The 24,902-nt window shown below is 69.6% G+C and carries 24 protein-coding genes; 10 read left to right on the top strand and 14 right to left on the bottom strand.

The genetic code is table 11. From position 1 onward, the window contains the following. The first annotated feature begins 29 nt into the window (after nucleotides 1-29). Both ACZ6WN_RS10430 and ACZ6WN_RS10425 read left to right on the top strand, forming a co-directional pair. On the top strand, nucleotides 30-1,190 hold the full coding sequence (locus tag ACZ6WN_RS10430; protein WP_465864565.1) for a ferredoxin reductase: 1,161 nt from the start codon (nucleotides 30-32) through the stop codon (nucleotides 1,188-1,190). A gap of 28 nt (nucleotides 1,191-1,218) precedes the next feature. Beyond that, nucleotides 1,219-2,469, top strand: a complete 1,251-nt coding sequence (locus ACZ6WN_RS10425; protein WP_465864564.1) for a fatty acid desaturase family protein — start codon at nucleotides 1,219-1,221, stop codon at nucleotides 2,467-2,469. Nucleotides 2,470-2,544: 75 nt separating this feature from the next. Here the strand turns inward: ACZ6WN_RS10425 and ACZ6WN_RS10420 are convergent, their stop codons facing one another. After that, entirely contained in the window at nucleotides 2,545-3,438 is an 894-nt protein-coding gene (locus ACZ6WN_RS10420) for an SDR family oxidoreductase (RefSeq protein WP_465864563.1), read from the bottom strand. Nucleotides 3,439-3,515: 77 nt separating this feature from the next. On the opposite strand from ACZ6WN_RS10420, the gene ACZ6WN_RS10415 reads away from it, so the two are divergent. Both ACZ6WN_RS10415 and ACZ6WN_RS10410 read left to right on the top strand, forming a co-directional pair. Next, nucleotides 3,516-4,079: a TetR/AcrR family transcriptional regulator gene (locus ACZ6WN_RS10415; RefSeq protein ID WP_465864562.1), complete on the top strand. Its 564-nt coding sequence runs from the start codon at nucleotides 3,516-3,518 to the stop codon at nucleotides 4,077-4,079. Between the two features lie 107 nt (nucleotides 4,080-4,186). After that, nucleotides 4,187-4,738 (top strand): RipA family octameric membrane protein, encoded by a 552-nt coding sequence (locus tag ACZ6WN_RS10410; protein WP_465864561.1) that lies wholly within the window; start codon nucleotides 4,187-4,189, stop codon nucleotides 4,736-4,738. A 10-nt stretch (nucleotides 4,739-4,748) separates the two neighbouring features. Here ACZ6WN_RS10410 and ACZ6WN_RS10405 read toward each other — a convergent pair whose 3' ends face one another. Both ACZ6WN_RS10405 and ACZ6WN_RS10400 read right to left on the bottom strand, forming a co-directional pair. Beyond that, a complete protein-coding gene (locus ACZ6WN_RS10405; protein WP_465864560.1) occupies nucleotides 4,749-5,462 on the bottom strand; it encodes a Type 1 glutamine amidotransferase-like domain-containing protein in 714 nt (237 codons plus the stop codon). A 76-nt stretch (nucleotides 5,463-5,538) separates the two neighbouring features. Further along, complete coding sequence (locus tag ACZ6WN_RS10400) at nucleotides 5,539-8,616, bottom strand: M4 family metallopeptidase (protein ID WP_465864559.1); 3,078 nt, start codon at nucleotides 8,614-8,616, stop codon at nucleotides 5,539-5,541. A gap of 165 nt (nucleotides 8,617-8,781) precedes the next feature. Here ACZ6WN_RS10400 and ACZ6WN_RS10395 point away from each other — a divergent pair, with 165 nt between their 5' ends. Then, nucleotides 8,782-9,081 (top strand): WhiB family transcriptional regulator, encoded by a 300-nt coding sequence (locus tag ACZ6WN_RS10395; protein WP_045547698.1) that lies wholly within the window; start codon nucleotides 8,782-8,784, stop codon nucleotides 9,079-9,081. Between the two features lie 6 nt (nucleotides 9,082-9,087). Here ACZ6WN_RS10395 and ACZ6WN_RS10390 read toward each other — a convergent pair whose 3' ends face one another. Further along, nucleotides 9,088-9,969 (bottom strand): sigma-70 family RNA polymerase sigma factor, encoded by an 882-nt coding sequence (locus ACZ6WN_RS10390; RefSeq protein WP_465864558.1) that lies wholly within the window; start codon nucleotides 9,967-9,969, stop codon nucleotides 9,088-9,090. Nucleotides 9,970-10,127: 158 nt separating this feature from the next. Between ACZ6WN_RS10390 and ACZ6WN_RS10385 the strand changes: the two genes are divergently transcribed. After that, nucleotides 10,128-10,580, top strand: coding sequence for a carboxymuconolactone decarboxylase family protein (locus ACZ6WN_RS10385; protein ID WP_465864557.1), 453 nt, complete (start codon nucleotides 10,128-10,130; stop codon nucleotides 10,578-10,580). A gap of 119 nt (nucleotides 10,581-10,699) precedes the next feature. Here ACZ6WN_RS10385 and pgm read toward each other — a convergent pair whose 3' ends face one another. Continuing rightward, entirely contained in the window at nucleotides 10,700-12,364 is a 1,665-nt protein-coding gene (gene pgm / locus ACZ6WN_RS10380) for a phosphoglucomutase (alpha-D-glucose-1,6-bisphosphate-dependent) (protein WP_465864556.1), read from the bottom strand. A gap of 38 nt (nucleotides 12,365-12,402) precedes the next feature. Here pgm and ACZ6WN_RS10375 point away from each other — a divergent pair, with 38 nt between their 5' ends. Then, nucleotides 12,403-13,194, top strand: coding sequence for a crotonase/enoyl-CoA hydratase family protein (locus ACZ6WN_RS10375; protein ID WP_465864555.1), 792 nt, complete (start codon nucleotides 12,403-12,405; stop codon nucleotides 13,192-13,194). Here ACZ6WN_RS10375 and ACZ6WN_RS10370 read toward each other — a convergent pair. From ACZ6WN_RS10370 to ACZ6WN_RS10360, 3 genes are all read right to left on the bottom strand, one after another. Further along, entirely contained in the window at nucleotides 13,176-14,009 is an 834-nt protein-coding gene (locus ACZ6WN_RS10370; RefSeq protein WP_465864554.1) for a hypothetical protein, read from the bottom strand. The genes ACZ6WN_RS10375 and ACZ6WN_RS10370 overlap by 19 nt on opposite strands. 70 nt (nucleotides 14,010-14,079) lie before the next feature. Then, nucleotides 14,080-15,021 (bottom strand): oxidoreductase, encoded by a 942-nt coding sequence (locus ACZ6WN_RS10365; protein WP_465864553.1) that lies wholly within the window; start codon nucleotides 15,019-15,021, stop codon nucleotides 14,080-14,082. Nucleotides 15,022-15,080: 59 nt separating this feature from the next. Then, nucleotides 15,081-15,689 (bottom strand): LysE/ArgO family amino acid transporter, encoded by a 609-nt coding sequence (locus ACZ6WN_RS10360; protein WP_465864552.1) that lies wholly within the window; start codon nucleotides 15,687-15,689, stop codon nucleotides 15,081-15,083. A 74-nt stretch (nucleotides 15,690-15,763) separates the two neighbouring features. Between ACZ6WN_RS10360 and ACZ6WN_RS10355 the strand changes: the two genes are divergently transcribed. Then, nucleotides 15,764-16,693 carry a LysR family transcriptional regulator ArgP gene (locus ACZ6WN_RS10355; protein ID WP_465864551.1) on the top strand — a complete coding sequence of 310 codons (930 nt, stop codon included), beginning with the start codon at nucleotides 15,764-15,766 and terminating at the stop codon, nucleotides 16,691-16,693. On the opposite strand, the gene ACZ6WN_RS10350 is transcribed toward ACZ6WN_RS10355, so the two are convergent. Continuing rightward, nucleotides 16,672-16,995, bottom strand: a complete 324-nt coding sequence (locus ACZ6WN_RS10350; RefSeq protein ID WP_465864550.1) for a hypothetical protein — start codon at nucleotides 16,993-16,995, stop codon at nucleotides 16,672-16,674. The two genes, ACZ6WN_RS10355 and ACZ6WN_RS10350, sit on opposite strands and share 22 nt — an antisense overlap. Before the next feature lie 93 nt (nucleotides 16,996-17,088). Next, a complete protein-coding gene (locus ACZ6WN_RS10345) occupies nucleotides 17,089-18,309 on the bottom strand; it encodes an MFS transporter (RefSeq protein WP_465864549.1) in 1,221 nt (406 codons plus the stop codon). A gap of 82 nt (nucleotides 18,310-18,391) precedes the next feature. On the opposite strand from ACZ6WN_RS10345, the gene ACZ6WN_RS10340 reads away from it, so the two are divergent. Continuing rightward, nucleotides 18,392-19,267, top strand: coding sequence for a LysR family transcriptional regulator (locus ACZ6WN_RS10340; protein WP_465864548.1), 876 nt, complete (start codon nucleotides 18,392-18,394; stop codon nucleotides 19,265-19,267). 85 nt (nucleotides 19,268-19,352) lie between these two features. Here ACZ6WN_RS10340 and ACZ6WN_RS10335 read toward each other — a convergent pair whose 3' ends face one another. Both ACZ6WN_RS10335 and ACZ6WN_RS10330 read right to left on the bottom strand, forming a co-directional pair. After that, complete coding sequence (locus tag ACZ6WN_RS10335) at nucleotides 19,353-21,206, bottom strand: acyl-CoA dehydrogenase (RefSeq protein WP_465864547.1); 1,854 nt, start codon at nucleotides 21,204-21,206, stop codon at nucleotides 19,353-19,355. Nucleotides 21,207-21,322: 116 nt separating this feature from the next. Continuing rightward, the gene (locus ACZ6WN_RS10330; RefSeq protein ID WP_465864546.1) at nucleotides 21,323-22,567 is read right to left on the bottom strand and encodes an MFS transporter; all 1,245 of its coding nucleotides are present in this window, start codon (nucleotides 22,565-22,567) and stop codon (nucleotides 21,323-21,325) included. Between the two features lie 72 nt (nucleotides 22,568-22,639). Between ACZ6WN_RS10330 and ACZ6WN_RS10325 the strand changes: the two genes are divergently transcribed. Continuing rightward, complete coding sequence (locus tag ACZ6WN_RS10325; RefSeq protein ID WP_465864545.1) at nucleotides 22,640-23,092, top strand: nuclear transport factor 2 family protein; 453 nt, start codon at nucleotides 22,640-22,642, stop codon at nucleotides 23,090-23,092. 71 nt (nucleotides 23,093-23,163) lie between these two features. Here the strand turns inward: ACZ6WN_RS10325 and ACZ6WN_RS10320 are convergent, their stop codons facing one another. Both ACZ6WN_RS10320 and ACZ6WN_RS10315 read right to left on the bottom strand, forming a co-directional pair. Next, nucleotides 23,164-24,201 (bottom strand): calcium-binding protein, encoded by a 1,038-nt coding sequence (locus tag ACZ6WN_RS10320; RefSeq protein ID WP_465864544.1) that lies wholly within the window; start codon nucleotides 24,199-24,201, stop codon nucleotides 23,164-23,166. Between the two features lie 67 nt (nucleotides 24,202-24,268). Beyond that, on the bottom strand, nucleotides 24,269-24,901 hold the full coding sequence (locus tag ACZ6WN_RS10315) for a DUF2461 domain-containing protein (RefSeq protein ID WP_465864543.1): 633 nt from the start codon (nucleotides 24,899-24,901) through the stop codon (nucleotides 24,269-24,271). Nucleotide 24,902: the final 1 nt, after the last annotated feature.

Here is a 24,902-nt window from a genome sequence, read left to right as displayed (position 1 = left end):
TTACCTCGTATAAGTAGCACCATGGATGCATGGCTGAGATCTCTACATCCCCCGCCCTGTTCGCCCCGGGCGAGGTCAGGCGACCCGCGCTGCGGGAGAGGCTCTCGCGCAAGGTCTGGGAGATCGCCGAGACGATCGCCACGCCGCTGGCGCCGGCCGACTACCTGGACATGTTCAACCCTCTCCGGCCCGGCGCTGACCTGCGAGGACGCGTCGTCAAGGTCACCCCGGAGACCGCCGACGCCGCCACCATCGAGATCAAGCCCGGCGCCGACTGGAACGGTCACACCCCGGGTCAGTACGTCCGCGTGGGTGTCGACGTCAACGGCGTACGCCACTGGCGGGCCTACTCCCTGACCCACGGCCCCCGCAAGGACGGCCTCATCTCGATCACCGTCAAGGCGGTCCCCGACGGCAAGGTCTCCAGCCACCTGGTGCGCCGCCTGCGCCCCGGCAAGATCGTCCACCTCGAGCAGGCCGCCGGCGACTTCGTCCTGCCCAGCGACCTGCGCGGCCACAAGTTCCTGATGGTCACCGCCGGCTCCGGCGTGACCCCGGTCATCGGGATGCTGCGCAACCTCTTCCCGGTCACCGACGAGGGCGTCGTCGAGCACCAGCGGCTCGACGTCACCGTCATCCACGTCGCCCCCAGCCGCCCCGACTCGATTTTCATCCGCAACCTCGAGTCCCTCGCCGAGGCCGGCGCGATCCGTCTCGTCACCCGCTACACCGGCGCCGAGGGCCGCCTCGACATCGACACCCTCGCCGAGCTCGTCCCCGACCTGCGGGAGCGCAAGGCGTACGCCTGCGGGCCTGCCGGACTTCTCGACCACCTCCAGGCCTGGTACGACGAGGCCGGGCTGCCGCTCCAGACCGAGCAGTTCCGCCTGGCCACCGTCGTGACCAGCGAGGGCGGCACCGTCGCCTTCACCGGCAAGACCGTCGAAGCACCTGGTGACAGGCCGATCCTCGACGCCGCCGAAGAGGCCGGCGTCCTCATGCCGAGCGGCTGCCGTATGGGCATCTGCTTCGGCTGTGTGCTCCCGATGAAGGAGGGCGCCGTCCGCGACCTCCGCAACGGCGAGCTCACCGTGGCGCGCCCGGGCGAGACCGGCCCGGAGGGCGTACCCATCCAGACCTGCATCTCCGCCGCCGCCGGCGAGTGCGTCATCGACCACCCTGCCTCCTGACCCCCCACAAGACGAGAGCGAGACAGACATGACCATCGCACCTGACGCTCCGGCCTACACCGGCCCGATCGCCCACCTGACCCGCGACGACATCGAGCAGCTCGGACGCGAGCTCGACGCCATCCGCCAAGAGGTCATCGACACCCGCGGAGAGCGCGACGCGGCCTACATCCACAAGGTGATCAAGGTCCAGCGCTCGCTGGAGCTCGGCTCCCGTGCCGTCCTGCTCGCGAGCATCTTCCCGCCGGCGTTCGTCGTCGGCACCGTCGGTCTCTCGATCGCCAAGATCCTGGACAACATGGAGATCGGCCACAACATCATGCACGGCCAGTGGGACTGGATGCGTGACCCGAAGATCCACTCGACCGTGTGGGAGTGGGACAACGCCTCCACGAGCGAGGGCTGGAAGCACTCCCACAACGAGCTGCACCACACCTACACGAACATCGTCGGCAAGGACAACGACCTCGGCTGGGGCATCATGCGCGTCGACGAGGAGCAGCGCTGGACCCCGTCGAGCCTGTTCCAGCCCGCGATGAACTTCATCAACATGTGCATCTTCGAGTACGGGATCGCGGCCTACGACCTCGAGCTCGGCCGGGTGATCCGGCAGAAGAAGAAGGGCCGTCGCCCGAGCGCCGAGTGGCAGCTGGCGGCGAAGCGTACGGTCGCCAAGATCCGCCGCCAGGCGTTCAAGGACTACGTCGCCCACCCGCTCGTCTCGATGGTCACGCTGTCGGGCCCGACGACGCTGCTGGCCAACGTGATCGCCAACTTCACCCGCAACGTCTGGACCCACTCGGTGATCATGTGCGGTCACTTCCCCGAAGGCGTGGAGACCTTCGAGCTCAAGGACATCCCGGAGAACGAGACCCGCGGTGAGTGGTACGTCCGGCAGATGCTCGGTTCGGCCAACATCTCCGGCTCGAAGTTCCTGCACGTGATGACCGGCAACCTGTCCCACCAGATCGAGCACCACATCTTCCCGGACCTGCCCTCGAACCGCTACGCCGAGATCGCGCCGAAGGTCCGCGCGCTCTTCGACAAGTACGGCCTCAACTACCACACCGCGCCGATGCCGCAGCAGGTCGCTTCGGCCTGGCACAAGGTCGTGCGCCTCTCGCTGCCCAACGGATTCCTCGAGTCCACCAACGTGCGCAACGCCCCCAAGCAGGTCGTCAAGCTGGTCAAGGCGGTCCGCGGCGACACCCGCACGCGACGCCGGCTCCTCAAGGAGTTCGAGGCGGCTGGCGCGGCCTCGGTCGGCAAGGCCATCTGAATCGATACGACGGGACGTTCTTGTCGGTCCACCCGCGGGTGACCGACAAGAACGTCCCGTCGTATCAGCTCTCGCTCAGACGTCGTACGCGCCGGACTTGATGTCGTCCATCAGGGTCGGGCCTGTCGGGTCCCAGCCCAGGGTCGTGCGAGTGATCTCGGACGAGGTCGGCAGGTCCAGGCCGAACATCATCGACATCCAGCCGAAGTGGCCCGGGGCGTCCTCCGGGTCGATCGAGCGCACGGGCAGGTCCAGACGCTGGCCGAGGGCCTCGGCGATCTCGCGGGTCGCGATGCCCTCCTCGGCGACCGGGTGTGCGCGGAAGCCTGCCGGCGCCTTCTCGAGGGCGAGCCGCACCAGGTGAGCCGCGTCGGGCCGGTCGACGAACGCCCAGCGGTTGTCGCCGTCGCCGATGTAGCCGGACACCCCGTGCCTCTTGGCGACCTGGGCCAGGTAGGTGACGAAGCCGGGGTCGCCGGCGCTGCCGTGGACGATCGGGAAGCGCAGCGCCACGGGGCGTACGCCCTTGTCGGCATAGCTCAGGGCGAGGTTCTCGCTGCCGCCACGCATCGAGTCGGGACCGTGGAAGGGGCTGGCGTCCTCCTCCGTGGCGGTGCGGCCCGGGGCTGCTCCGGCGGCGCCGCTGGCGAACAGGAAGGCCTTGCCGCTGCCCTCGAGGGCCTCGAGCATGGCGCTCACCGCGGCACGCTCGGTCCGCCCGGCGGCGTCGTAGTTGTCGAAGTCGTGGTTGAACGCCAAGTGGATGACGGCGTCGGCCTCCTCGGCCGCGGCCGCGAGCGAGGCGGGGTCGTCGAGCGAGCCGCGCCGAGCGGTCACGCCCTTGGCCTCCAGCGCCGCGGCGCTGGCGTCGGACCGAGCCAGGCCGGTGAGGGTGTAGTCGTTGGCGAGGAGCTCGTCGGTGACGGCAGAACCGATCCAGCCGGAGGCTCCGGTGACGAAGATGTTCATCGAACTTCCCTTCATGTCAGTAACTGACATCAACATAGCACGCGATGTCAGAAACTGTCATCGCGTAGACTGGAGGCATGGGTCGATGGGAGCCGGACGCGCGAGGTCGGATGCTGGATGCCGCCATCGAGCTGTTCACCGAGAAGGGCTACGACAAGACCACCGCCGGCGACATCGCCGCCCGGGCCGGGGTCACCGAGCGCACCTTCTTCCGTCACTTCGCAGACAAGCGTGAGGTGCTCTTCGCCGGTCCGATCACGCTCGACGAGATGGTGGCCAAGGCCGTGGCCGCCGCCCCCGCGGACGCGACGCCGCTGCGGATGGTGCTCGACGGCGTACGTCAGGCCGCGGTCGAGCTCAGCGCGGGCCGCACCCGGGAGCAGGCGGCCCAGCGGGCCCGGATCGTCGAGGCGACGCCCGCGCTCCGGGAGCGCGAGTTGCTCAAGATGGCGGCGATGGCGACCGCGGCGCAGGCCGCGCTCGCCGAGCGGGGTGTGGCCGAGTCGACCGCTGCGCTGGCCGCCCACAGTGCCGTCGCCGTCTTCCAGACGGCCTTCGCCCGGTGGGTCTCCGGCGCCACCGACCTCGGTCTTCCCGAGTGCGTCGACGAGGCTGCCGAGACGTTGCGTTCCCTGACCTAGGCACGCCCGCTGGTGAACACCTCGGTCACACCTGGACCACGGTGACGGATGTCGTATGGACATCACCCGCCGGGACCGGTAGACAACTAGGCACTATGGAGAACGAGTTGATTCCCGGAACTGAGTCGCGGACCGCGGTGCGCAGCTATGTGACCGCCAACAAGCCGAACCCGTCGGCGCTCGCCGAGGGACTGTGGGTGCTGCCTCCCGACGTGCTCTCCAGCGGCGACCGCGCGGTCCTCTTCGACCAGTACAAGCTCTACGTCGCCGAGACCGAGCGGCTCAGTGTGCGGCGTACGATCACCAGCGCGTTCTTCCTGATCCTCAACGTCGGGGTCCTGGTCGCCGGCACCGCGCTCGTGGCCGCCGCCCCGGAGCGTCCGTGGCTGTTCACGATCGCGCTGATCGCCGCCCTCGGCCTGTGCCTCGGCTGGTTCTGGATCGTCCGCTCCTACCGGCAGATGGCGAGCGGGAAGTACGCCGTCATCACGCACCTCGAGAAGCAGCTCCCCGCGGCTCCTGGTGTCGCCGAGTGGTCGGCCGTCGGCCTCGGTCAGGACAGCTCGCGCTACCTGCCGATGAGCAACATCGAGGTGTGGGCGCCGGTGTTCTTCGCGTTCTGCCACGTCGCGACGTACGCCCTCCTCTACATCCCCTAGGTTCGGGCCCTCAGTCGAGCACCCGCACCTCGAGCGGGGTCTCCCCGTCCGGCCCGACGACGTAGGCGACTCCGTCGGGCCGCTCGCTGAGCGCCTCGATCAGCTCGCCGTCGCGCCACAGCAGGGCGACCCCGTCATCGGCCGCGTGCCCGGCGGGCAGCGCCCCGGAGCCGACGAACCGGACGTACGTCTCGCGCCGGTCCTCCTCGCCGAGGTAGTGCGGGCAGAACGAGCCGGGGAGGAAGCCCAGGCCGTCGGGGAGCGGCGCGGTGGGGCCGAACGAGTCGGTCGAGGAGGCCTCGTACCAGCAGTTGGCCCCGGCCGAGATCCCGGCCAGGATCGTCCCGCCGGCGGCAGCCTTCTCCAGCAGGGCGGGCAGTCCGTGCAGCCGCCACACCGCGAGCAGGTTGGCCGTGGACCCGCCGCCCACGTAGACGATGTCCTGGTCGAGCAGCTGCTCGAGGTCGTCGATCGGGAGATCGTGGCCCTCGGGCGCCTTGTTGAAGAGTGACAGCACCTTCGCCTCGGAACGGCCGGCGTACGCGGCGAGGAACTTGTCGTGATAGCTGTCCGCGTCGCCGCTCGCGGTGCCGATGAAGCAGACCTTGGGTCGCTCCTTCCCGCTCAGGCGGCTCAGCTCGGCATCGAGGGGGGAGAAGTCTCGTCCGTGCACCTCCGGCATCGAGAAGCCGCCACCGCCCAGGGTCAGGATCGTTCCGCGCATGAGGGTGAGTGTAGGGACACGGAAGGCCCCGCCGGACAGGGTTTTCTTCCGGCGGGGCCTTGCGAAGGTGTGACTGCTACTTGACCTTGACGGTCACCGTCTCGGTGATCGCCTCGTTGCGACGGTCACCGGAGTAGGCCACCTGGTAGGTGTGCGTGCCGCGGCTCGCCCGGAAGGTCGCCTCCTCCCACTTCAGGCGGAACCGGCCGACGCGCTTGCCGTTCTCGGTGACGACGATCTCGCCGGAGGCGCGCTCGCCGTCGACGGTGATCTCGACCTTGCCCTTGTGGGGCGAGGTGGCGGAGATCTCCGGGACCGCCTTCTCGGTGCAGTAGCTCACCGAGACGTTGTCGACGGCCCAGCCCTCGACGCCGTTGCAGCCGTCGCGACCGAGGTCGAAGCGGAACTTGACGGTGTCACCGGCGTCGGCGACCGCGTCGAGATCGATGATCGTCGTGCCCCACTGACCGGTGAACTTGCCACCGTCGGTGCCCGTCCAGGCGGGCTCGCTGGCGAGGTAGCCGCTGTCGGGGTCCATCGTCGCGCCCGGTGCGTTGAACAGGTACGCAGCCTGGTCGACGAGGGTGAAGTCGCCGCCGTTGACCGACACCTTGACGTTGCCGCCGTCCCAGCCGGACTCGGTGCGTACCGAGTGGTCGAACGTGAAGCGCGGCGTCAGACCCGCGGGCACCTTGATCGCCGGGGAGATCAGGCCGTTGCGGCTGGTGATGTCACCGGCCGGGTCACCGCACTGGCCCTCGACGGGGTCGGGGCCCCACGCCGCCTTGGTCTCGTTGCCCTCGACGTCGCTCAGGGTCTCCCAGGGGTAGTCGTTGCCGGGGACCAGGGACTCGGCGTCCTGGGTCCAGCCGGTCAGACCGTCCTCGAAGTCCTCGGTGTAGGTCGTGACCTCGTTGGTGCCCTCGCCACACAGGGCGGGGGTGTTCGGGTCGAGCATCGGGCCGAAGTTGCACTGGACCGGCTCCGTGGTCAGCTCGGTGGCCGTGTTGGCCGCCACGACCGCCGCGCAGTCGGTGGCCGTGATCGGCTCAAGAGCCGGTGCCGTGGCCTCGCCACCCGGAGTCTCGCCGCCGCCGGTCTGCGGCGTCGAGGTGCCCAGGGTGAGCTTCTTGAGCGTCGTCACGCCCACCAGGTCGGCGCAGGAGGAGACCATCGCCTGGGCGTACTCGGGGAAGCCCGAGGTCGGCGTCAGGTAGTTGGTCTGGGCGTGCCAGATCAGGTTGGCCGCCTTGTCCAGGCCGATGCCGGGCACGGTGACGTCGTTGTAGGCGCCGCCGTCGACGAGCAGGGCGTAGTGGTGGTTGATGACACCGGAGTTGGTGTGGACGCCGCCGGAGTCGGTGGCTCCGTCGCAGTGGTACTCCTCGTCGGAGACCTTGCCCGGGTCGCCGTAGCAGGTCGGGTTCCACATGTCGCGGATCGCGCCGCCGAAGGCGGTCGAGTCCTCACCCATCAGCCAGCGTACGGACTCGTCCTTCGACTCGGTCGAGGTGTCCTTGATGGTGATGTTGACCGGGCCGGTGGCGTTCTTGATCTTCTGGCCGGTGGCGTAGTCGGTGGTCGCGCCGTAGATGTCGGCGTTGCCGGCGATCGAGCCGATCGGCTGGCCCTCGAGGAAGCCGATCACGATGCCCTCGGCGCCGGCGGCGGACGCGTTGGCGACCTTCTGGGTGAAGGCGCAGACGCCGCGGTCGACGAAGACGAACTTGCCGGCGATGGCGGCGGCGTTGGTGAAGGCGCCACAGCCGTTGGTCGGGCTGCCGTCGGCCGGGTCGTCCTGGCCCACGACGATGTCGGAGGTCACGCCCGCGGTCGGGAAGACCGGACCGAAGCTGGCCGCGGCGGCCGGGCAGGCACCCGCGACGTCGGCGGGGGAGTTGATGGTCAGCTCGATCGCGCCACGCGTGGACGAGGAGCAGTGGCCGTCGGTGCGGCGTACGTCGTCGGTGGTGTTCTCACGCGCGTTGAGGAAGTCGACCGTGTTGCCCCACATGTCGGAGTAGGCCTCGTTGAGCGCCCCCGGCTGCCACTGGTAGATCAGGCCGGAGGTGTACTCGGTGTAGGCGTGGCCCCACTCGTGGGCCACCACGTCGTCGGAGGTGACGCCGGAGCAGTAGTTGGTGGTCGCGCCGTTCCAGTTGGCGTTCGGGCACGAGATCGCCGGGTCGTTGTTGACCGTGACCATCTTCGCGCCGGCGCCGTCGTAGGAGTCGCGGCCGAAGGTGTTCTTGTAGAGCCAGTAGGACTCGCCGGTGGTGGCGACCTCGTTGGCCTGGTCCTGGTCGAGGGTGCCCGGGAAGGCGTCGTTCTCGTTCCAGACGGTCGCGTCGTCGCCGGTGTCGGGGGTGTTGTGCTTCTCGACGAGCTCGCGGTCGGTGGCCGAGTGGAGCATCGAGTAGCGGTTGACCGGCTTGCCGCTGGCGGCGTCGAGCACGACGGTCTCGCGCACGGTGGACTGGTTGGACAACTGGTTGGACACCTCGACGACCCAGGCGAGCAGGCTCTTGCCGCTCACGCCTTGGGCGGCGCCCATCCGGTAGATGTTGAGGTCGGCCTTGACGACCTCGACGCCGGTGGTGTCGACGGTGCTGTCAGCGTGGGCGTCGGCCGGCTTCGACTTCACCAGCTCGAGCGCCTTGGCCTCGGCCTTCTCCTTGGACCACTTCGGGGTCGTGCTGAGGTCGAGGTCCGGGGCGGCGAAACCGTTGACCGAGGTCAGGTCGCCGGCCTTGTCGACGTGGGCCTTGAGGACGCCGCCGAAGACCGGCACGTCCTGATAGGCCTGCTCGAACTCGACCGTCCACCCGGCCGGGGTGGTGCTGACCTTCGACTGGTCGAGCTGGTCGGCCTCGGCACCGAAGACCGTGGCGTATTTGTCGAGATACTTGCGTGCCTTCGCGGCCGCCTCCGACTTGCTGTCGGCGCCGACGCCGGGCAGCAGGTCGCCCTTGGTGGACGCGAAGCCGATCAGGCCGGTGGCGCCCTCCTTCTTGAGCGTCACGGTCTGGTCGGCATCTGCCTTGAGCTGGTCGATGCCGCCGGGATCCGGCTTCGCGGCGACCGCGGCGACCGGTGTGATCACCAGGCCCGCCGCGACGAGCGCAAGGCTGATTCCTTGCTTTCCGAGCTTCACGGGTTGCTCCTCTCGGGGTTCCGCCGCGTCGAGTCGCGGCGATTTCGCATCGTAGAGATATTTGCGACGAGGAGGGGTGCAAACGCCAATCACGAGTCCGAAACGATTCGCCCTCAAGAGATTCTCAGGGGGAGGCCCTCAGGGGAGATCTAAGGTAGTTGCCCGATGTGCGGGCCTACCTCAGGAGCAGATTCTCGTGGGGTGCCCTTGGAGATCATCCCGCCTTTGTACGCCGCCGGCCTGCCGTGCCACGGAGACGACTCTGCGTTGTGGTTCTCAGAGTCCCCGGCCGCCCTCGAGGTGGCCAAAGATCGCTGCCTCGACTGCCCGGTGATGCGTGAGTGTCTCTCCGGTGCCCTGGCCCGCTCCGAGCCCTGGGGCGTCTGGGGCGGCGAGATCGTCGAACGCGGCCAGGTGGTCACCCACAAGCGCGGCCGCGGCCGACCCCGCCGCCAGGCGGCGTAGGGCGACCTAGCTTTGCGCTGACTCCAGGCCCAGGCCGGCGGCGAGGTTCGCGACCTGGGCGGGAGCGGCGTACGCCTCGATCTCGGTGATCCGTCCGTCGACCACCGTGAAGCCCATGATGCTGAAGAGCTTTCCGTGGAAGGTGATCGCGACGCCGGCTGCGCCGTTGACGAGGGCCGGGTGGGTGACGCGGTCGGCGTGGGCGTACATGACGGCGTTGCCCGCCACCTTCGCCGCGCCCCGGTAGGTGGTGATCCCGGAGCCGAGGTCGGCGCGCAGGACGACCTCGGGGTGGAGCGCACCGATCAGCCGATCCAGGTCGCCGTCCTGGGCGGCGGCGAAGAAGGCGTCGACGACCTCGCGCTGTGCGGTGACATCGCCCTGGGGCGTACGTCCTCGAACCCGGCGGCGCGCCCGGCTGGCGAGCTGGCGGGTCGAGTCGGAGGAGCGGTCGAGCATGGTCGCGATCTCGTCGAAGGGCACGGCGAAGAGGTCATGGAGCACGAAGGCCAGCCGCTCGTCCGGGGAGAGCTGGTCGAGCACGACCAGGAGGGCGATGCTGACCGAGTCGGCGAGCATCGCCCGCTCGGCCGGGTCCTGGGTGGTGGGGTCGTCGAGCACGACCGTGGGTTCCGGCAGCCGGTCGTCGATGGACAGCTCGCCGCGGGTCTTGCGCGAGCGCAGCATGTTGAGGGAGACCCGGGCGACCACGGTCGTCAGCCAGCCGCCGATGTTGTCGATCTCATCGGTGTCGGTCCGGCTCAGCCGTAGCCAGGCGTCCTGGACGGCGTCCTCGGCCTCGGAGGTGGATCCGAGCATCCGGTAGGCCACCCCGAACAGGTGCCTCCGCTCCTCCTCGAAACGCTCGGCCAGCCACTCCTGCTGCATCTTCGGTCCTCTCGGTCGGCGGCCCTCACAGGCCAGGCCTCTACGGACCCGACCCGCGAAGCAGACCAGATGTGACACCTTCTGCGAAAGAGATTTTTCTTTCACGGATCCGTCACATCCCCCCGCCTCGCCGGGTCAGGGATGGCATGAGCAACCGAATGAAGAACCCCGCAACCGTCATCCCGCAGGCCTACAAGGGCATCGGCAACCTTCTCGCCGCCGTGGTCGAAGGGGGCCTCCCCGAGACCACGACCGAGCTGATCGCGATGCGCGTCAGCTCGCTCAACGGCTGCGCGGCCTGCCTCCAGGGCCACGCCGTCCGCGTCGAGGAGGTCGGCCTCCCGATCGAGAAGATCGTCGGCCTCGCCGCCTACCGTGAGTCGCCCTTCTTCAGCGAGGCCGAGAAGGCAGCCCTCGCGCTCGCCGATGCGGTCACCCGTCTCGCCGACGCCGAGGACGCGGTGTCGGACGAGCTCTGGCGTGAGGTCACCAAGCACTACGACGAGAAGCAGACCGCCGCTCTGGTCCTCTGCATCGCCACCCACAACCTCTTCAACCGGGTCAACGTGACAGTGCGTGAGGACGCCGAGCACCCCTTCTGGACCCGCTGACCCCGCCGACGCCGAGAAGTCAGTTTCTGACCGCGAGAGGTCGATTTCTGACGCCGAGTGGTCCATTCGGTGTCAGAAATCGACTCTTCGACGTCAAAGATCGACGTCTCGGCGAGTGGTCAGGCCAGGGCGGCGGAGACGACCGCTTTGGCCTCCTCCTGGACCTTTGCCAGGTGCTCGGGGCCCTGGAAGGACTCGGCGTAGATCTTGTAGACGTCTTCGGTTCCGCTCGGGCGCGCGGCGAACCAGGCAGACTCGGTGGTCACCTTCAGGCCGCCGATGGCCGCACCGTTGCCGGGCGCCTCGGTGAGCTTGGCGGTGATCTCCTCGCCGGCCAGGCTCGTCGCGGTCACGGCTTCGGGGGAGAGGGCGGCGAGCTTCGCCTTCTCCTCGCGCGAGGCCGGGGCGTCGATCCGTGCGTACGCCGGCTCGCCGTGCTGCCCTGGATTGAGCTCGGCGACCAGCTCGGCATAGCGCTGCGAGGGCGACTTCCCGGTGCGCGCCAGGATCTCGGAGGCCAGCAGGGCGAGGATGATGCCGTCCTTGTCGGTGGTCCACACCGTGCCGTCGAAGCGCAGGAACGAGGCGCCCGCCGACTCCTCGCCGCCGAAGCCGAACGAGCCGTCGATCAGGCCCGGCACGAACCACTTGAACCCGACCGGCACCTCGACCAGCGGCTTGTCGAGCGCACCCGCGACCCGGTCGATCATCGAGGACGAGACCAGGGTCTTGCCGATACGCGCCGTCGCCGGCCAGCCGGGACGCGCGCCGCCGAAGAGGTGGTCGATCGCGACCGCGAGGAAGTGGTTGGGGTTCATCAGCCCGGCGTCGCGGGTGACGATCCCGTGCCGGTCGGAGTCGGCGTCGTTGCCGGTGGCGATGTCGAACTCCGGAGTGCTCTCCAGGAAACGAACCAGCTCGGCCATCGCGCTGGGGGAGGAGCAGTCCATCCGGATCTTGCCGTCCCAGTCCAGCGGCATGAAGCGCCAGGTCGGGTCGACCAGCTCGTTGACCACGTTGAGGTCGAGCTTGTGCCGCTCGGCGATCGCGCCCCAGTACGCGACCGAGGCCCCACCCAGCGGGTCCGCCGCGATCCGCACCCCGGCCTCGCGGATGGCAGCCAGGTCGACCACGTTCGGCAGGTCGTCGACGTAGGAGCCCAGGAAGTCGTACGCCTCCGCCTGTCGTCGCGCGGCAGCGAACGGCACCCGCTTGACGCCGGCGAGCCCGGCACGGATCAGCTCGTTGGCGCGGGCGGCGATGACCTTGGTCGCGTCGGAGTCGGCAGGACCGCCGTGGGGCGGGTTGTACTTGAAGCCGCCGTCGGAGGGCGGGTTGTGCGAGGGCGTGACGACGATCCCGTCGGCCAGGCCGGAACCAGACAGACGGCCGGCGTTGGCGCGAAGGATCGCGTGCGACACCGCCGGCGTGGGCGTGTAGCCGTCGCGGTCGTCCACCAGGACGCGTACGTCATTGGCGACCAGCACCTCCAGCGCGCTCGCCCACGCGGGCTCGGAGAGGCCGTGGGTGTCACGCCCGATGAACAGCGGACCGTCGATTCCCTGCGAGGTCCGGTAGTCGACGATCGCCTGGGTCGTGGCCAGGATGTGCGTCTCGTTGAAGGCCGACCTGAGCGAGGACCCGCGATGCCCCGAGGTGCCGAAGACGACCTGCTGGGCCGGATCTTCCGGGTCCGGCTGCAGGTTGTAGTAGGAGGCGACCAGGTGAGGTACGTCGACCAGGTCGGCGGGCGTAGCGAGCGTTCCAGCGCGTGGGTCAGCCATGTGCCCCATCATGCCTACTGCCCCGTAATGTTCTCCCCATGCCCCTCGTCACCACCGAAATCAGCGACGGCATCGCCCAGGTGCGTCTCAACCGCCCGGACAAGCTCAACGCGTTGACCCTCGAGCTGCTCCGGGAGCTGGTCGACACCGCCAAGGTGCTCGGCAAGAACCACGACCTGCGCGCGGTGGTCATCGCCGGTGAGGGGGACGCGTTCACCGCCGGCCTCGACTTCGCCTCGGTCCTGCGTGACCCGAAGAAGATCGTCGGCGCCTTCATCCCGGTGCCCTTCCGCGGCACCAACCTCTTCCAGGAGTCGGTCTGGGCCTGGCGCCGGCTGCCGGTCCCGGTGATCGCGGCCGTCCACGGTCACTGCCTCGGCGGTGGCGTACAGATCGCGCTCGGCGCCGACTTCCGCATCGCCGAGCCCGACTCGCAGTGGTCGGTCCTCGAGGGCAAGTGGGGCATCATCCCCGACATGACCGGCATCCGGTCGCTCTCCGAGGTCGTCGGCATCGACACCGCCAAGAAGCTCACCATGACCGCCGAGCAGTTCTCCGGCGAGCGCGCCTACGAGCTGGGCCTGGTCACCGAGCTCTCCGCCGACCCGGTGGCCACCGCGACCGCCTTCGCCCGCAAGCTCTCCGAGCGTTCCCCCGACCAGCTCGCCGCCGCCAAGCGCCTCTTCAACTACACCTGGTACGCCCCCGTCAAGCGCACCTTCTCCCGCGAGCGTATCGAGCAGCTCCGTCTCCTCTTCGGCGAGAACACCAAGATCGCCCGCGAGGCCGCCTTCAAGCGCGAGAAGCCGACCTACAAGCCCCGCCGCTGACCCGACTCAGCCGAGGCGTCACCCCGGTCGGCCGAGGCGTCACCCCGGTCGGTCGAGGCGTCATCGCCTGCCTTCTCGGCCGACGTGCCTGCCTTCTCGGCCTGCGCGGCTGACGCCTCGGCCTGCGCGGCTGACGCCTCGGCCTGCGCGGCTGACGCCTCGGCATGCTTGCGACGGCGCTTGATCTCACCCTGAGCGAGGACGAAGGCGAGGATGACGGGCCAGACGTACTTCAGATGGCTGGCGACCCACTTCACCCATTCGGGGACCTGTACGTCCGGCAGGTCCGGCCACGGGATCGAGGGCCACGGGATGCTGGGCAGGTCGGGGAGCGGCAGGTCGGGGAGGTCGGGCAGGTTCGGGAGCGGGAGGTCGATGTTCGGCAGCGAGATCCGGGCGACGATCCATGCGACGACCGCCGCGACGACGATGCCGCCGAGCACGCCCGCGGCGCCGCCGAGGGTCTCGATGAGCGCGTAGCGCTTGGGGTGGTCGATGACCCGGCGTTCGTACGCAGCGGCTCGTGACCCCGGCTCCGGGGTGAGGTCGAGGCCGCCGATGCCGGCCATCCCGGCCAGGTCCTCACCGGGCTCGAAGTAGGTCGCCCGTCGGGGCGTACCGAGCCCCGAGTGGATCACGAGCAGGCTCCCGTGATCCTTGCTCTCGAGCCGGGCCCGGTCGTCGGCGGTCTTCTTGGTGAGGACCTCCTCGCCGTCGACCGTCCACACGAACCTACGGACGATGTCGCCGGTCACCTCGAGACGGTGGGTGTGCCCGGAGATCGTCCGTGACCAGATCTGGACCTTCTTGCTCACCCTGGTGAATCTAGGATCCGGCGCACCGTCGGGGCATCGGCCGGAGGTAGCGACCGGGGTCAGACTTTGGTCAGGGGTAGGCGATGCCCGTGGTCTGCTCGGAGAGCTCCCACAGCGCCCGCGCGGCCTCGGGATCGCGTGCGAGGCGCGACGGGGAGACCGGCTTCGGCACGCCGCGAGCCTCGAAGGCGTCGCTCGGCCCGATGTACGTCCCCGGCTCGAGCCCCGGATCGGTCGCCGCCATCAGAGCAGGCCAGGCGCCCGCCTCGGGGGTCTGCGCCATCGCATGGACGGCGGCCTCGCTGATGCTCGCGATCGGCGCGATCAGCCTCCTGGACGTCCCGTTCGCCATCAGTCGTGTCGAGGCGAGCCCCGGGTGGGCGGCGTACGCGGCGATCGGCAGCCCCGCCTTCTCGAGGCGTCGCTGGAGCTCGAAGGTGAAGAGCAGGTTGGCGAGCTTGGACTGGGAGTAGACGTTCCAGGGCGAGTAGCGTCCGACCTGCACGGTCGGGAACCCGAGCGGTGCCTTGCGGGCCAGCTTGTGCATCATGCTCGACATGGTCACGATCCGGCCCTCGCCGCTCTCGGCCAGCGGCTCCAGCAGGAGCCCGGTCAGCAGGAACGGCCCGAAGTGGTTGGTCGCCATCTGCAGGTCGAGGTCGTCGACGGTGCGTGACTGCGGTGTCGCCATCACACCGGCGTTGTTGACCAGCAGGTGCAGCGGCCCGCCGCCCTCGAAGGTCGCCGCCGCGATCGCCTCGGCCCCGGCCCGCACCGCCTGGAGCGAGGAGAGGTCGAGCGCGACCCGGTCGAGGCTGGCGCCCGGAACCTCCTCGGTGAGCGCCGCGGCGGCCGCGTCGAGCTTCTCCCACGAGCGCCCCGCCAGGATCACCCGTGCTCCCGCGGCGGCGAGGCCGCGCGCGATGAAGTAGCCGATCCCGCCCAGCGTCGGTCCGGTCACCACGGCGTTCTTGCCGGTCAGGTCAGGAATGTCGGAGGTCGTCCACGGCATGCGGCCACACTAGGCCGCCGGTCAACACAATGGACGGATTTGAAAGTCGGCCGGTCCGATCAGCCCAGTCCGCCCAACGCGAGCCCACCGGCGATCGCGAGCATCGTGCACCCGATCAGGCTGTCGAGCACCTGCCACGCACGCCGGCTGGCGAGGAGCGGCCCGAGGAGCCGGGCGCCGTAGCCGAGCCCGGCGAACCAGATGATGCTGGCCAGGCAGCCACCGATGGCGAACCCCCATCGCGCCGAGCCGTAGGTCGCCGCGATCGACCCGTGGAGCACAAGTGTGTCGATGTAGACATGCGGGTTGAGCCAGGTGAAGGCGGCCGCCTTGGCGATCACGCGGGGGAGCGCCTCCCGAGGCGCATCTGCGGCATCCAGGCCCGAGGGCCGCAGCGCCCGCCGGAACGACCCGATGCCGTACCAGCCGAGGAACACCACCCCGAACCAGCGCAGCACCTCCAGCACCCACCCCGCGTGCGAGACGACCGCGCCCATCCCACCGACCCCGGCGCAGATGAGCAGGAGATCGGAGACCGCACACACGGTCACCACGGCGAGGACGTGCGAGCGCAGGATCCCCTGGCGCAGGACGTACGCGTTCTGGGACCCGATGGCGACGATGAGGCTGAGCCCGGTCAGGAGCCCGGCGAGGCCGGCGTTGATCACACCGGCGACGCTAAGCGGTCGCCAACCTGCAGACCAGCGAAAGAATCTTACCGAAGATGAGCCACACTTAAGTCATGCCCACTCTCGACCCGACCCAGCTCGAGACCCTCGTCGTGATCGCCGAGGAAGGCACCTTCGACGCCGCGGCGCGCCGCCTGCACATCACTCCGAGCGCCGTCAGCCAGCGGATCCGGGCGCTCGAGCGCGCGGCCGGGCAGGTGCTGGTGCGGCGTACGACGCCCTGCGTACCCACCGAGGCCGGCGAGCCCCTGATCAGGCACGGCCGCCAGCTCCGTCTCCTGCTCGACGAGGCCGCGGCCACCCTGAGCGCGGGAGACGGCAGCGACGACACCGTCGTCGACCTCTCGGTCGTGGTCAACGCGGACACCCTCGCGACCTGGTTCCGTCCGGTGCTCGACGAGGTGGCGACCTGGGACCGGACGGCGCTGCGGATCACCGTGGAGGACCAGGGCTACTCGGCCGACGCGCTCAGACGCGGCGAGGTCCTGGCGGCCGTCACCAGCGAGCCGAAGCCGGTCCAGGGCTGCACGGTCGAACCGCTGGGAAGGCTCCGCTACACCCCGGGCGCGGCCCCCGCGCTCGTCGAGCGCCACCGCAAGGGCAGGGGCATCGACTGGGGCGCGATCCCGATGATCGTCTTCAACGAGAAGGACCACCTCCAGGACGAGGTGCTGGCGGCGCACGGCGCGACCCGGCCCCCGGTCGTCCACCGGGTCCCGAGCAGCCACGACTTCCACGAGGCCATCAGGCGCGGCCTCGGCTGGGGGATGCTCCTCGACGCCCAGGCCGAGGCCGACCTGGCCGGCGGCACGACCGTCCCGCTACCCGGCGCGAAGCCGATCGACGTCCAGCTCTTCTGGCAGCGCTGGCGCCTCGACTCGGTCGCGCTGGACGACCTGAGCGAAGCCGTACGCCGCGCCGCCCGTGGTCAGCTGCGCCCGACGCGTGGCGCGCGAGCGGCTCAGCCGCGCTCGGGCGGGTAGCCACCCCCGTTGGGGTAACCGCCCTGCGGCGGGTAGTGCCCCTGAGGAGGCGGGTAGTGACCCTGCGGCCCGCCCTGGTAGGGGCCGGCGTCGTACTGGCGGTGCTCGACGGCCGTGGTGTGCTGCGACCGGTTGACCGACAGCAGGACCCCGATCCCGATGGCGAGTCCGCCGGCGATGACGAGGATCCAGCCCAGGGGCTCGCTCGCGATCGCGTTGGCGACGTCGTCGGGCAGGTCGACCGCGCCGGTGAGCAGGATGAGTCCGAGGACCAGCAGGATGATCCCGAGGCCGATGGTCATGAGAGAAGCTCCAGACGTGTGGGGACTGGCGCGCCACGCTACCCAGCCGATCCGGCCCCCCATACCGTCCCCCGCATCACGACCGCCAAGCGGTCAGGACATACGCCGCGACCCGGCCACCCCTCGAGCGGCGACCCCGAGCAGCACCAGCAGGAGCGCACCGAAGGCCACCACGGCTGGGCCGGTCGCGACGTACTGCACCAGGATCCCCAACAGCACCACCGGCACCGTGATCCCCACATAGGCCATCAGGAACAGCCCGGCCAGCGCCTCGCCGCGGCTCTGTGGCGGTGCCACCGAGATCACGGTGGCGATCGCCGCCTTGAACGACATCCCCGATCCGGCGCCGGTGACGACGGCTCCGAGGACAAGGACCCAGAACGTGCCGGTCAGGAGCGCGCCGACCACGAGCAGCAGCCCGGCGGTCAGCGCGACCAGCCCGGTGACGTACAGCCGACGCCGCGGCCAGTTCCCGGCCAGCACCTGGAAGAGCGCCGCGGAGCCGAAGATGGAGAACCCGACCAGGCCCGCGACCGAGTGCGAGCGGAGCGAGAGCTCCTCGGCGAGGAACGACGGCACCAGCGAGGTGAAGAAGCCGAACATCGCGAACGCCACGAAGCTCGCCATCCCCGCGGCGAAGTACGCCCCGCGCGCGTCGGCCGGCACCCGCACCCGCTGCGGCCGGTACGTCCACCCCGGCTGGTCGGTGTCGACCGTCTCCGGCGCGGCGACGACGGCGAGGAGCCCGATCACCATGAGGAACGCGAAGACCGCGTACGGCGTGTAGAGCGGTCGCGGCGCCCACTCGGCCAGCACGCCGGCGACCAGCGGGCCGAGCCCGAGGCCACCGATGTTGGCCGCGGTCGCGACCACCTCGGCCCGGGTCGCCGGCGCCTGCGGCCGGGCGGTCCGGTGCAGCTCGGCGAGATGGGCCGTCGCCGTCGCGGTCAGCATCCCGACACCCAGCCCGGACAGCAGCCGCGCCAGCAGCAGCCACCCCAGCTCGTGGGTCGAGAGGAAGATCAGCGCCGAGAGCACGTTGAGCAGCACCGCCGGCGCCACCACCCGCCGCCGCCCGAACCGGTCGGAGAGGTGGCCGGCGAGGAAGAGCGAGACCGCCACCCCCGCGCCGTACGTCGCGAACACCACCGTGATCACGAATGAGCCCCACCCCTGCTCGTCGACGTAGAAGACGTAGAGGGGTGCCGGCGCGGCCGCGAAGGCCATCGTCACCGCGAACAGGAACGCCACCGACCAGAACCCGCGGACGTGGTGGTGCCGCTGGGTGACGGGGACTGCCTGGAGCGTTGTCATACGTCCATGCTCGCCGATCGCCACGATCATCTCCAACGAATCTTGTCGAAGGTAGGCATCACGATCTGCGATAGTGAGGAGCATGCAGCCGCACCAGCTGGAGTACTTCGTCGCCGTCGCCGAGACCGGAAGCTTCACCGCCGGCGCCGACCGGGTCGGCGTGGTGCAGTCCGCGGTCTCCGCGGCCATCAAGCAGCTCGAGCGCGGCCTGGGCGCCCCGCTGATCGAGCGCGGCTACCATCGCCTCGCGCTGACCGCCGAGGGCGAGGCACTGCTCCCGCGCGCCCGCGAGGTCCTCGCCGGCATCGAGGCTGCTCGCGAGGCGGTCGCCGGCGCCCGTGGCCGGGTGGTCGGCACCGTCCTGTTCGGCACGCTCTCCTACACCGGCCGCTGGAACATCGCCGAGGTCCTGCAGGGCTTCGCCGCCCGCCACCCCGGCATCACGGTGCGCCTGCGCCAGACCATCTCGGGCAGTGCCACCAGCGAGGCAGACGTACGCTCCGGGGCCCTCGATCTCGCGCTGGTCTCCACGCCCGCGGCCTCGCTGCCCGGGCTGACCCTGACCCGCATCCACGGCGACGAGCTGGTCTTCGTCTGCGCACCCGGTCACCGCCTGGCGCGGGCCGGTGCGGTCACCGCCGCCGACCTCGCCGAGGAGACCTGGGTCGACTTCCCGACGGGGTGGGGCAACCGTACGGTCGTGGACGCCGCGTTCGCCGCCGCCGGCGTCTCGCGGGCGGTCCGCACCGAGGTCACCAGCTTCGAGCTCGCGCGCAACCTCGTCTGCCGCGGTCTGGGCGTCTCGGTCGTGCCCCGCGCGTCGATCGAGGGTGACCCCGGCGTCGTCGCCGTCCCGATCGGTCTGGAGTGGTCCTTCCAGCTCGCCGTCGCGAGCAACCGACGGATCTCCGCTGCCGCGGCACGGCTCGCCGAGGCGGTGACCGCCTCCGCGCTCTGAACGGCGGCATGAGCAGACGACGAAGCGGCCCGCCCGGAGAAACCGGGCGGGCCGCTGCGTACTGCAGGTCAGAACCTGGGGAGCCTCAGAAGGCCGACTCCGGCAGGTCCATGATCGAGTTGTCGATCGCCTCGGCGATGGCCCGCTCAGCGGTCAGCTTGGGCAGGTTGTAGGAGGCGAAGAACTTCGCGGCGGCGACCTTGCCGGTGTAGAAGTCCTTGTCCTTGCCCGGGTCACCCGCGAGGGCGGCGAGGGCGATCTCGGCCTGGCGCAGCAGCAGCCACGCGACCACGACGTCGCCGACGGCGAGCAGCAGGCGCGAGGTGTTCTGGGCGACCTTGTAGATGTTGGTGATCTCCTCCTGGGAGGCCATCAGGTCGTTGAACATGTGCCCGACGATCGCGTTGACGTCCTCGAGCGCGGTCGCGAGCAGGGCACGCGACTCCTTGAGCTCGGCGGAGCCCTCGTTGTCGAGGAAGGCCTGGATCTCGCCGGCGATCTGGCCGAGTGCGGCGCCCTGGTTCTTCACGATCTTGCGGAAGAAGAAGTCCTGGCCCTGGATCGCGGTGGTGCCCTCGTAGATCGAGTCGATCTTGGCGTCGCGGACGTACTGCTCGATCGGGTACTCCTGCAGGAAGCCCGACCCGCCGAAGGTCTGCAGCGACTCGGTGCCGAGCAGCACCCAGGCGCGCTCGGAGCCGTAGCCCTTGACGATCGGCAGCAGCAGGTCGTTGACCGCGGCGGCCAGCTTGTTCTCGTCGGAACCGTCCTCGGTGAGGACGACCTTCTCCTGCCACGAGGTCGTGTAGTAGACCAGCGCGCGCATGCCCTCGGCGAACGACTTCTGCACCAGCAGCGAGCGGCGTACGTCGGGGTGGTGGGTGATCGTGACGCGCGGGTCGGTCTTCGCGGCGGCGACGAGGTCGGCGCCCTGGACGCGGGTCTTGGCGTACTCCAGCGCGTTCAGGTAGCCGGTGGAGAGGGTCGCGATCGCCTTGGTGCCGACCATCATCCGAGCGTTCTCGATGACGTCGAACATCTGGCGGATGCCGTCGTGCACCTCGCCGAGCAGCCAGCCCTTGGCGGGCTCGCCGCCGCCGGCCTGCGGGTCGCCGAAGGTGAGCTCGCAGGTGTTGGACACCTTGATGCCCATCTTGTGCTCGACGTTGGTGACGTACGCACCGTTGCGCTCGCCGGTGAGCTCACCGGTCTCGTGGTCGAAGTGGTACTTCGGCACGAGGAAGAGGGAGAGGCCCTTGGTGCCCGGGCCGCCGACGCCCTCGACGCCCTTCGGGCGGGCGAGGACGAGGTGCATGATGTTCTCCTGCAGGTCCGACTCGGCGCTGGTGATGAAGCGCTTGACGCCGGTGATGTTCCAGGAGCCGTCCTCGTTGGGCGTGGCGAAGGTCTTGCCGGCGCCGACGTCGGAGCCCGCGTCGGGCTCGGTCAGCACCATCGTGGAGCCCCAGAGGCGCTCGACCATGATCTTCGCGATCTGCTTGTCGCGGTCGTTGCCGTTCTCGAAGACGACCTTCGAGAAGAACGGGCCGGCGGCGTACATCCAGATCGCCGGGTTCGCCCCGAGCAGCATCTCGGCGGTCGCCCAGACCAGCGAGTTCGGGGCCACCTGGCCGCCGATCTCCTCGGGAGTGTGCAGGCTCCAGAAGCCCGAGTCCATCCACGCGTCGTAGGACTTCTTGAACGCGGCCGGGACCGGCGCGGTGTTGGTCTTGGGGTCGAAGACCGGCGGGTTGCGGTCGGCCTCGACGAACGACTCGGCGAGGTCCTCGCGCGAAAGACGCTCGACCTCGGCGAGGATCTCCTTCGCGGTGTCGACGTCCAGGTCCGCGAACGGACCGGTGCCGAGAACCTTGTCGGTCCCGAAGACCTCGAACAGGTTGAACTCGATGTCGCGGAGATTGCTCTTGTAGTGGCTCACTGATCCACCTTCATAACCTTTGTCGGATGTACCAGTTGCGGGAGCGCCGGTCGGCACGCACTACTGGCGGGTAACATTAAGAATAGGCTCGCCCTCCAGGGGTGGCAAGCCCGGGGCTACTCGCAGGTAGGGTTCTTCGTCACAACGGCCCGCCAGGGAAGCAGCCCGCAGGAGAGCAGGAGTACGCCTCCGGCCACCGCGATCGCGGCCCGAGGGCTCGTCGCCGCGGCCAGTGCGCCGGCCGCCAGGACCCCGACGGGCTGGGCGACCTTCATGGTGATCGACCGCGCCGCCTGCACCCGCGCCATGTGGTCGTCGGCGGTCTCGCGCATCCGGTAGGTGGCGAAGGTCGGGTTGAAGACACCCGCGCAGAGGATCAGCCCGAAGTTGGCCGCGGTGAACCACGCGAAGCCGAGCGGGCCGCTCGGGGTGAAAGCGATCGGGATGGTCCACAGGGTCCGCGCGACCCCGGACCCGAGCAGGACGGCCCGTTCGCCGAGCCGGTTCGTGATCCGGGGTGCGCACATCGCGCCGAGGATCCCGCCGAGGCAGGGCAGGCCCATGGCGACGCCGTACATCCACGGCTCCATGCCGAGCTCTCGCAGGGTCAGCACGGTCTGCAGCGGGCTGGTCGCGATCACGCACGAGCCGAAGAGGGCGGCGTTGAGGAAGAGCGCGCGCAGGTCGCGGCGGGCGAAGATGTAGCGCCAGCCCGCGGTCACCTCGGCCAGCCAGTGCTGCGGCTTCCTCGTCGGTGGTGGCGGCTCCGGTGTACGGATCGAGCGGAGGCCGAGCGCGGAGAGCAGGTACGTCACCGCGTCGACGAGCACGGTCAGTGTCGGCCCGAACGCCGAGACGAGCGCGCCGCCGACCGGCGGGCCCGCGGTGAAGGTGGTCCAGAACGTCGTCTCCAGCCGGCTGGTGGCGGCGAGCCTGGCCTCCGGGTCGACCAGCGCCTTCAGGTGGGCGCCGGCGGCGGTGGTGAAGGCGAGCTCGCAGGTCGCGGCGAGGATGCCGACGACGCACAGCTGGGCGTAGGTGATCAGGTCGAAGATCCCCGCCGCCGGGATGCTGAGCATCGCCGTGAACCGGATCAGGTCGGCGCCGATCATCGTCGGCCGCTTGTGGCGGTACTCGATCCACGGCCCGAGCCGCACCCCCGCTGCCGCGGCCGCGAACCCCGACAGCGCTGCCAGCAGCGACACCTGGAAGGTCGAGGAGTCGAGCACGAGCACCGCGACCAGCGGCAGGGCGCCGTACGCGATGGTCGATCCCGCCTGGCTCGTCGCCGTCGCCAGCCAGAGCCGGTTGAAGTCCCGCCCGGGTGCCGCGGTCCGGCGAGCGATCTCCGAGACGGGCACCCGCCGACCCTATCCGCGCCGGAGTTGGCGATCAGGTAGAACACGTTTCAGTTTCGGCGTACGATCGCCTGCATGATCTCCTCCGACGCCATCACCTGGAACGCCCCCGACGACGAACACCCCGCACGTACGGCCGGCCAGCGCTCCTATGCCGCCGTCGCCAAGGGCGACCTCGACGAGTGGCTGACGATCTACGCCGAGGACTGCGTGCTCGAGGACCCGGTCGGGCCGTCGATGTTCGACCCCGAGGGCAAGGGCCACCACGGCCACGAGGGGCTCAAGGCGTTCTGGGAGAAGGCGATCGCCTCGGTCCACAAGTTCGAGTTCGAGATCAACGACTCCTTCGCCAACCCCGAGGGCAACACCTGCGCCAACATCGGCCGCATCAAGACGAGCTTCCCCGACGGCAGCCACACCACCACCGACCTGATCATGGTCTACACCGTCAACGACGAGGGCCGCATCAAGTCCATGAAGGCCTTCTGGGAGCCCGAGCGCACCATGTCGAGCTTCACCTCCGCCTGAGGCCTGATAGTCCGAGACGTTCTGGCCCATCTACCGACGGCTGATGGGCTGAAACGTCTCGGACTACGTCGTCAGGGAGTCCAGTAGGTGCCGCCACCGATCGGCGGACCCGACGGCAGGCCGCGCTCGACGCGGCAGGAGTACGTCACGCCGGCGCCCGGTTCGGGTGCGCAGAGATCGGCGCCTGACTCGCCCTTGACGACGTCGGCGTTCGCGCCACCGACGAGCCAGTCGGGACCACCGCCGCCCAGGAGGCGGTCCCGGCCGTCTCCGCCGACGACCGAGTCGCCGTCGGCTCCGGCCGCGAGGTAGTCGGCGCCGCCATATCCCTTGAGCCAGTCCCGCCCGGTGCCTCCGTAGATCCGGTCGTTGCCGGACATGCCGTGGAGACTGTCTCGCCCGGCATCGCCGTAGAGGAGGTCGGCACCGCTGTGGCCGATGACGGAGTCTGCGCCGTCCCCGGCATGGATGCGGTCGTCCCCGATGCCGCCCTCGAGCATGTCGGTGCCCCAGCCGCCGGAGATGTAGTCATTGCCGCTGTTGCCGACAACCAGGTCGCCGCTGCCCTCGCCATACAGCCGGTCACTGCCGCCGTGGCCGTAGATCGAATCACGGCCGGAGCCACCGTAGATGACGTCACCGCCGTCGGTGCCGATCACCGTGTCGGTGTCGGGGTTGTTGTGGCCGTACAACTGATCTGATCCGCCCAGACCCCACATGGCGTCGGAGCCGGATCCACCGCTGAGGTAGTCGTCGCCGGAGGTCCCGTAGAGCTTGTCGTTGCCCGACTGCCCATCGGCCCAGTCGCTACCCCGGATCTCGTCGTTACCAGGGCCGGCGAGTACGCGACTCCCGCCGCGGATCTGGTCGTCTCCAGAGCCTGCGCAGACGACGTCGTTGGAGTCGGCAGTGATCGAGTCGGCGCCGGACGTACCCAGAATGACGTCGCGGATCGCTGGATCCGTCCGCTTCTCGCCCTTGCTCAGGTCGACGGTGACCGCCCTGTCGATGCAGCTGGTCGCGGCCACGCCGCTCGAGCTGGTGGTCAGGACGAAGGCGGGGACGATCAGGAGAGATGCCGCTGCCGCGACCGAAAGAGGTGTACGCACGGCGCACACCGTAGCGGGTATCGCTCGGCCGCGCGCCGGCATTTGTCGATCGGTCCAGACGGCCGGCTCACGCGACCGCGTGCTCGGCGATCCACTCGACCAGCGGGCGTACGGCTCGCCAGTCCTTCTTCACCTCGCCGACCAGGTCGGGGGTGTGGATGATCGGCTCGAAGCCGATGGTGCGGCCGAGGTGGATCGACTTGTGGCGGAGGAGCTCGATCTTGGGATGGTTCTTGTCGATGCCGCGGGGCGCGGTCTTGAGGCGGTCGCCGGTGACCTCGTAGCCCTTCTTCTCCGCGACGGCCAGGCGCTTCTCCAGCTCGGCGCCGTAGTGGTCGTGGACGATGGCGTCACGGAAGGCCGCGAGCCGGGGCGGCTCGAACCAGTAGCAGCCGCCGCCGGTGCGGATGCCGCGAGGCGAGACCTCGACGTAGTAGCCGGTCTGCGGGGCGACGGCGACGAAGGCTCCCTGGTGGGTCTTGTAGGGGAGCTTGTCCTTCGAGAAACGTACGTCGCGGTAGGGCCGGAAGATCTTGGCGCTGCCGAACTCCTCGGCGAGCTCGTCGGTGAGCGCCTTCATCGGCGCGTGGACCGACTCCTTGTAGATGTGCTTGTGCGCTTCCCAGAACGACTTGGTGTTGTCGACCTCGAGGTCGTCGTAGAAGTCGAGCGCTGCCACGGGGAAACCTTCGAAAGCCACG

Source organism: Nocardioides sp. NPDC054178, assembly GCF_055585005.1.
Note: the sequence above shows the minus strand (reverse complement) of the source record. Positions and strands in the feature narration are given on the sequence as shown.

Excerpts from the sequence above, each read along its gene's own strand:
- ACZ6WN_RS10340 (WP_465864548.1), top strand. The coding sequence starts at position 18,392 with ATGCAGCCGCACCAGCTGGAGTACTTCGTCGCCGTCGCCGAGACCGGA.
- ACZ6WN_RS10390 (WP_465864558.1), bottom strand. The coding sequence starts at position 9,969 with ATGCAGCAGGAGTGGCTGGCCGAGCGTTTCGAGGAGGAGCGGAGGCAC.
- ACZ6WN_RS10415 (WP_465864562.1), top strand. The coding sequence starts at position 3,516 with ATGGGTCGATGGGAGCCGGACGCGCGAGGTCGGATGCTGGATGCCGCC.
- ACZ6WN_RS10345 (WP_465864549.1), bottom strand. The coding sequence starts at position 18,309 with ATGACAACGCTCCAGGCAGTCCCCGTCACCCAGCGGCACCACCACGTC.
- ACZ6WN_RS10385 (WP_465864557.1), top strand. The coding sequence starts at position 10,128 with ATGAAGAACCCCGCAACCGTCATCCCGCAGGCCTACAAGGGCATCGGC.
- ACZ6WN_RS10405 (WP_465864560.1), bottom strand. The coding sequence starts at position 5,462 with ATGCGCGGAACGATCCTGACCCTGGGCGGTGGCGGCTTCTCGATGCCG.
- ACZ6WN_RS10355 (WP_465864551.1), top strand. The coding sequence starts at position 15,764 with ATGCCCACTCTCGACCCGACCCAGCTCGAGACCCTCGTCGTGATCGCC.
- ACZ6WN_RS10420 (WP_465864563.1), bottom strand. The coding sequence starts at position 3,438 with ATGAACATCTTCGTCACCGGAGCCTCCGGCTGGATCGGTTCTGCCGTC.
- ACZ6WN_RS10375 (WP_465864555.1), top strand. The coding sequence starts at position 12,403 with ATGCCCCTCGTCACCACCGAAATCAGCGACGGCATCGCCCAGGTGCGT.
- ACZ6WN_RS10430 (WP_465864565.1), top strand. The coding sequence starts at position 30 with ATGGCTGAGATCTCTACATCCCCCGCCCTGTTCGCCCCGGGCGAGGTC.
- ACZ6WN_RS10425 (WP_465864564.1), top strand. The coding sequence starts at position 1,219 with ATGACCATCGCACCTGACGCTCCGGCCTACACCGGCCCGATCGCCCAC.
- ACZ6WN_RS10365 (WP_465864553.1), bottom strand. The coding sequence starts at position 15,021 with ATGCCGTGGACGACCTCCGACATTCCTGACCTGACCGGCAAGAACGCC.
- pgm (WP_465864556.1), bottom strand. The coding sequence starts at position 12,364 with ATGGCTGACCCACGCGCTGGAACGCTCGCTACGCCCGCCGACCTGGTC.
- ACZ6WN_RS10325 (WP_465864545.1), top strand. The coding sequence starts at position 22,640 with ATGATCTCCTCCGACGCCATCACCTGGAACGCCCCCGACGACGAACAC.
- ACZ6WN_RS10395 (WP_045547698.1), top strand. The coding sequence starts at position 8,782 with ATGTGCGGGCCTACCTCAGGAGCAGATTCTCGTGGGGTGCCCTTGGAG.
- ACZ6WN_RS10350 (WP_465864550.1), bottom strand. The coding sequence starts at position 16,995 with ATGACCATCGGCCTCGGGATCATCCTGCTGGTCCTCGGACTCATCCTG.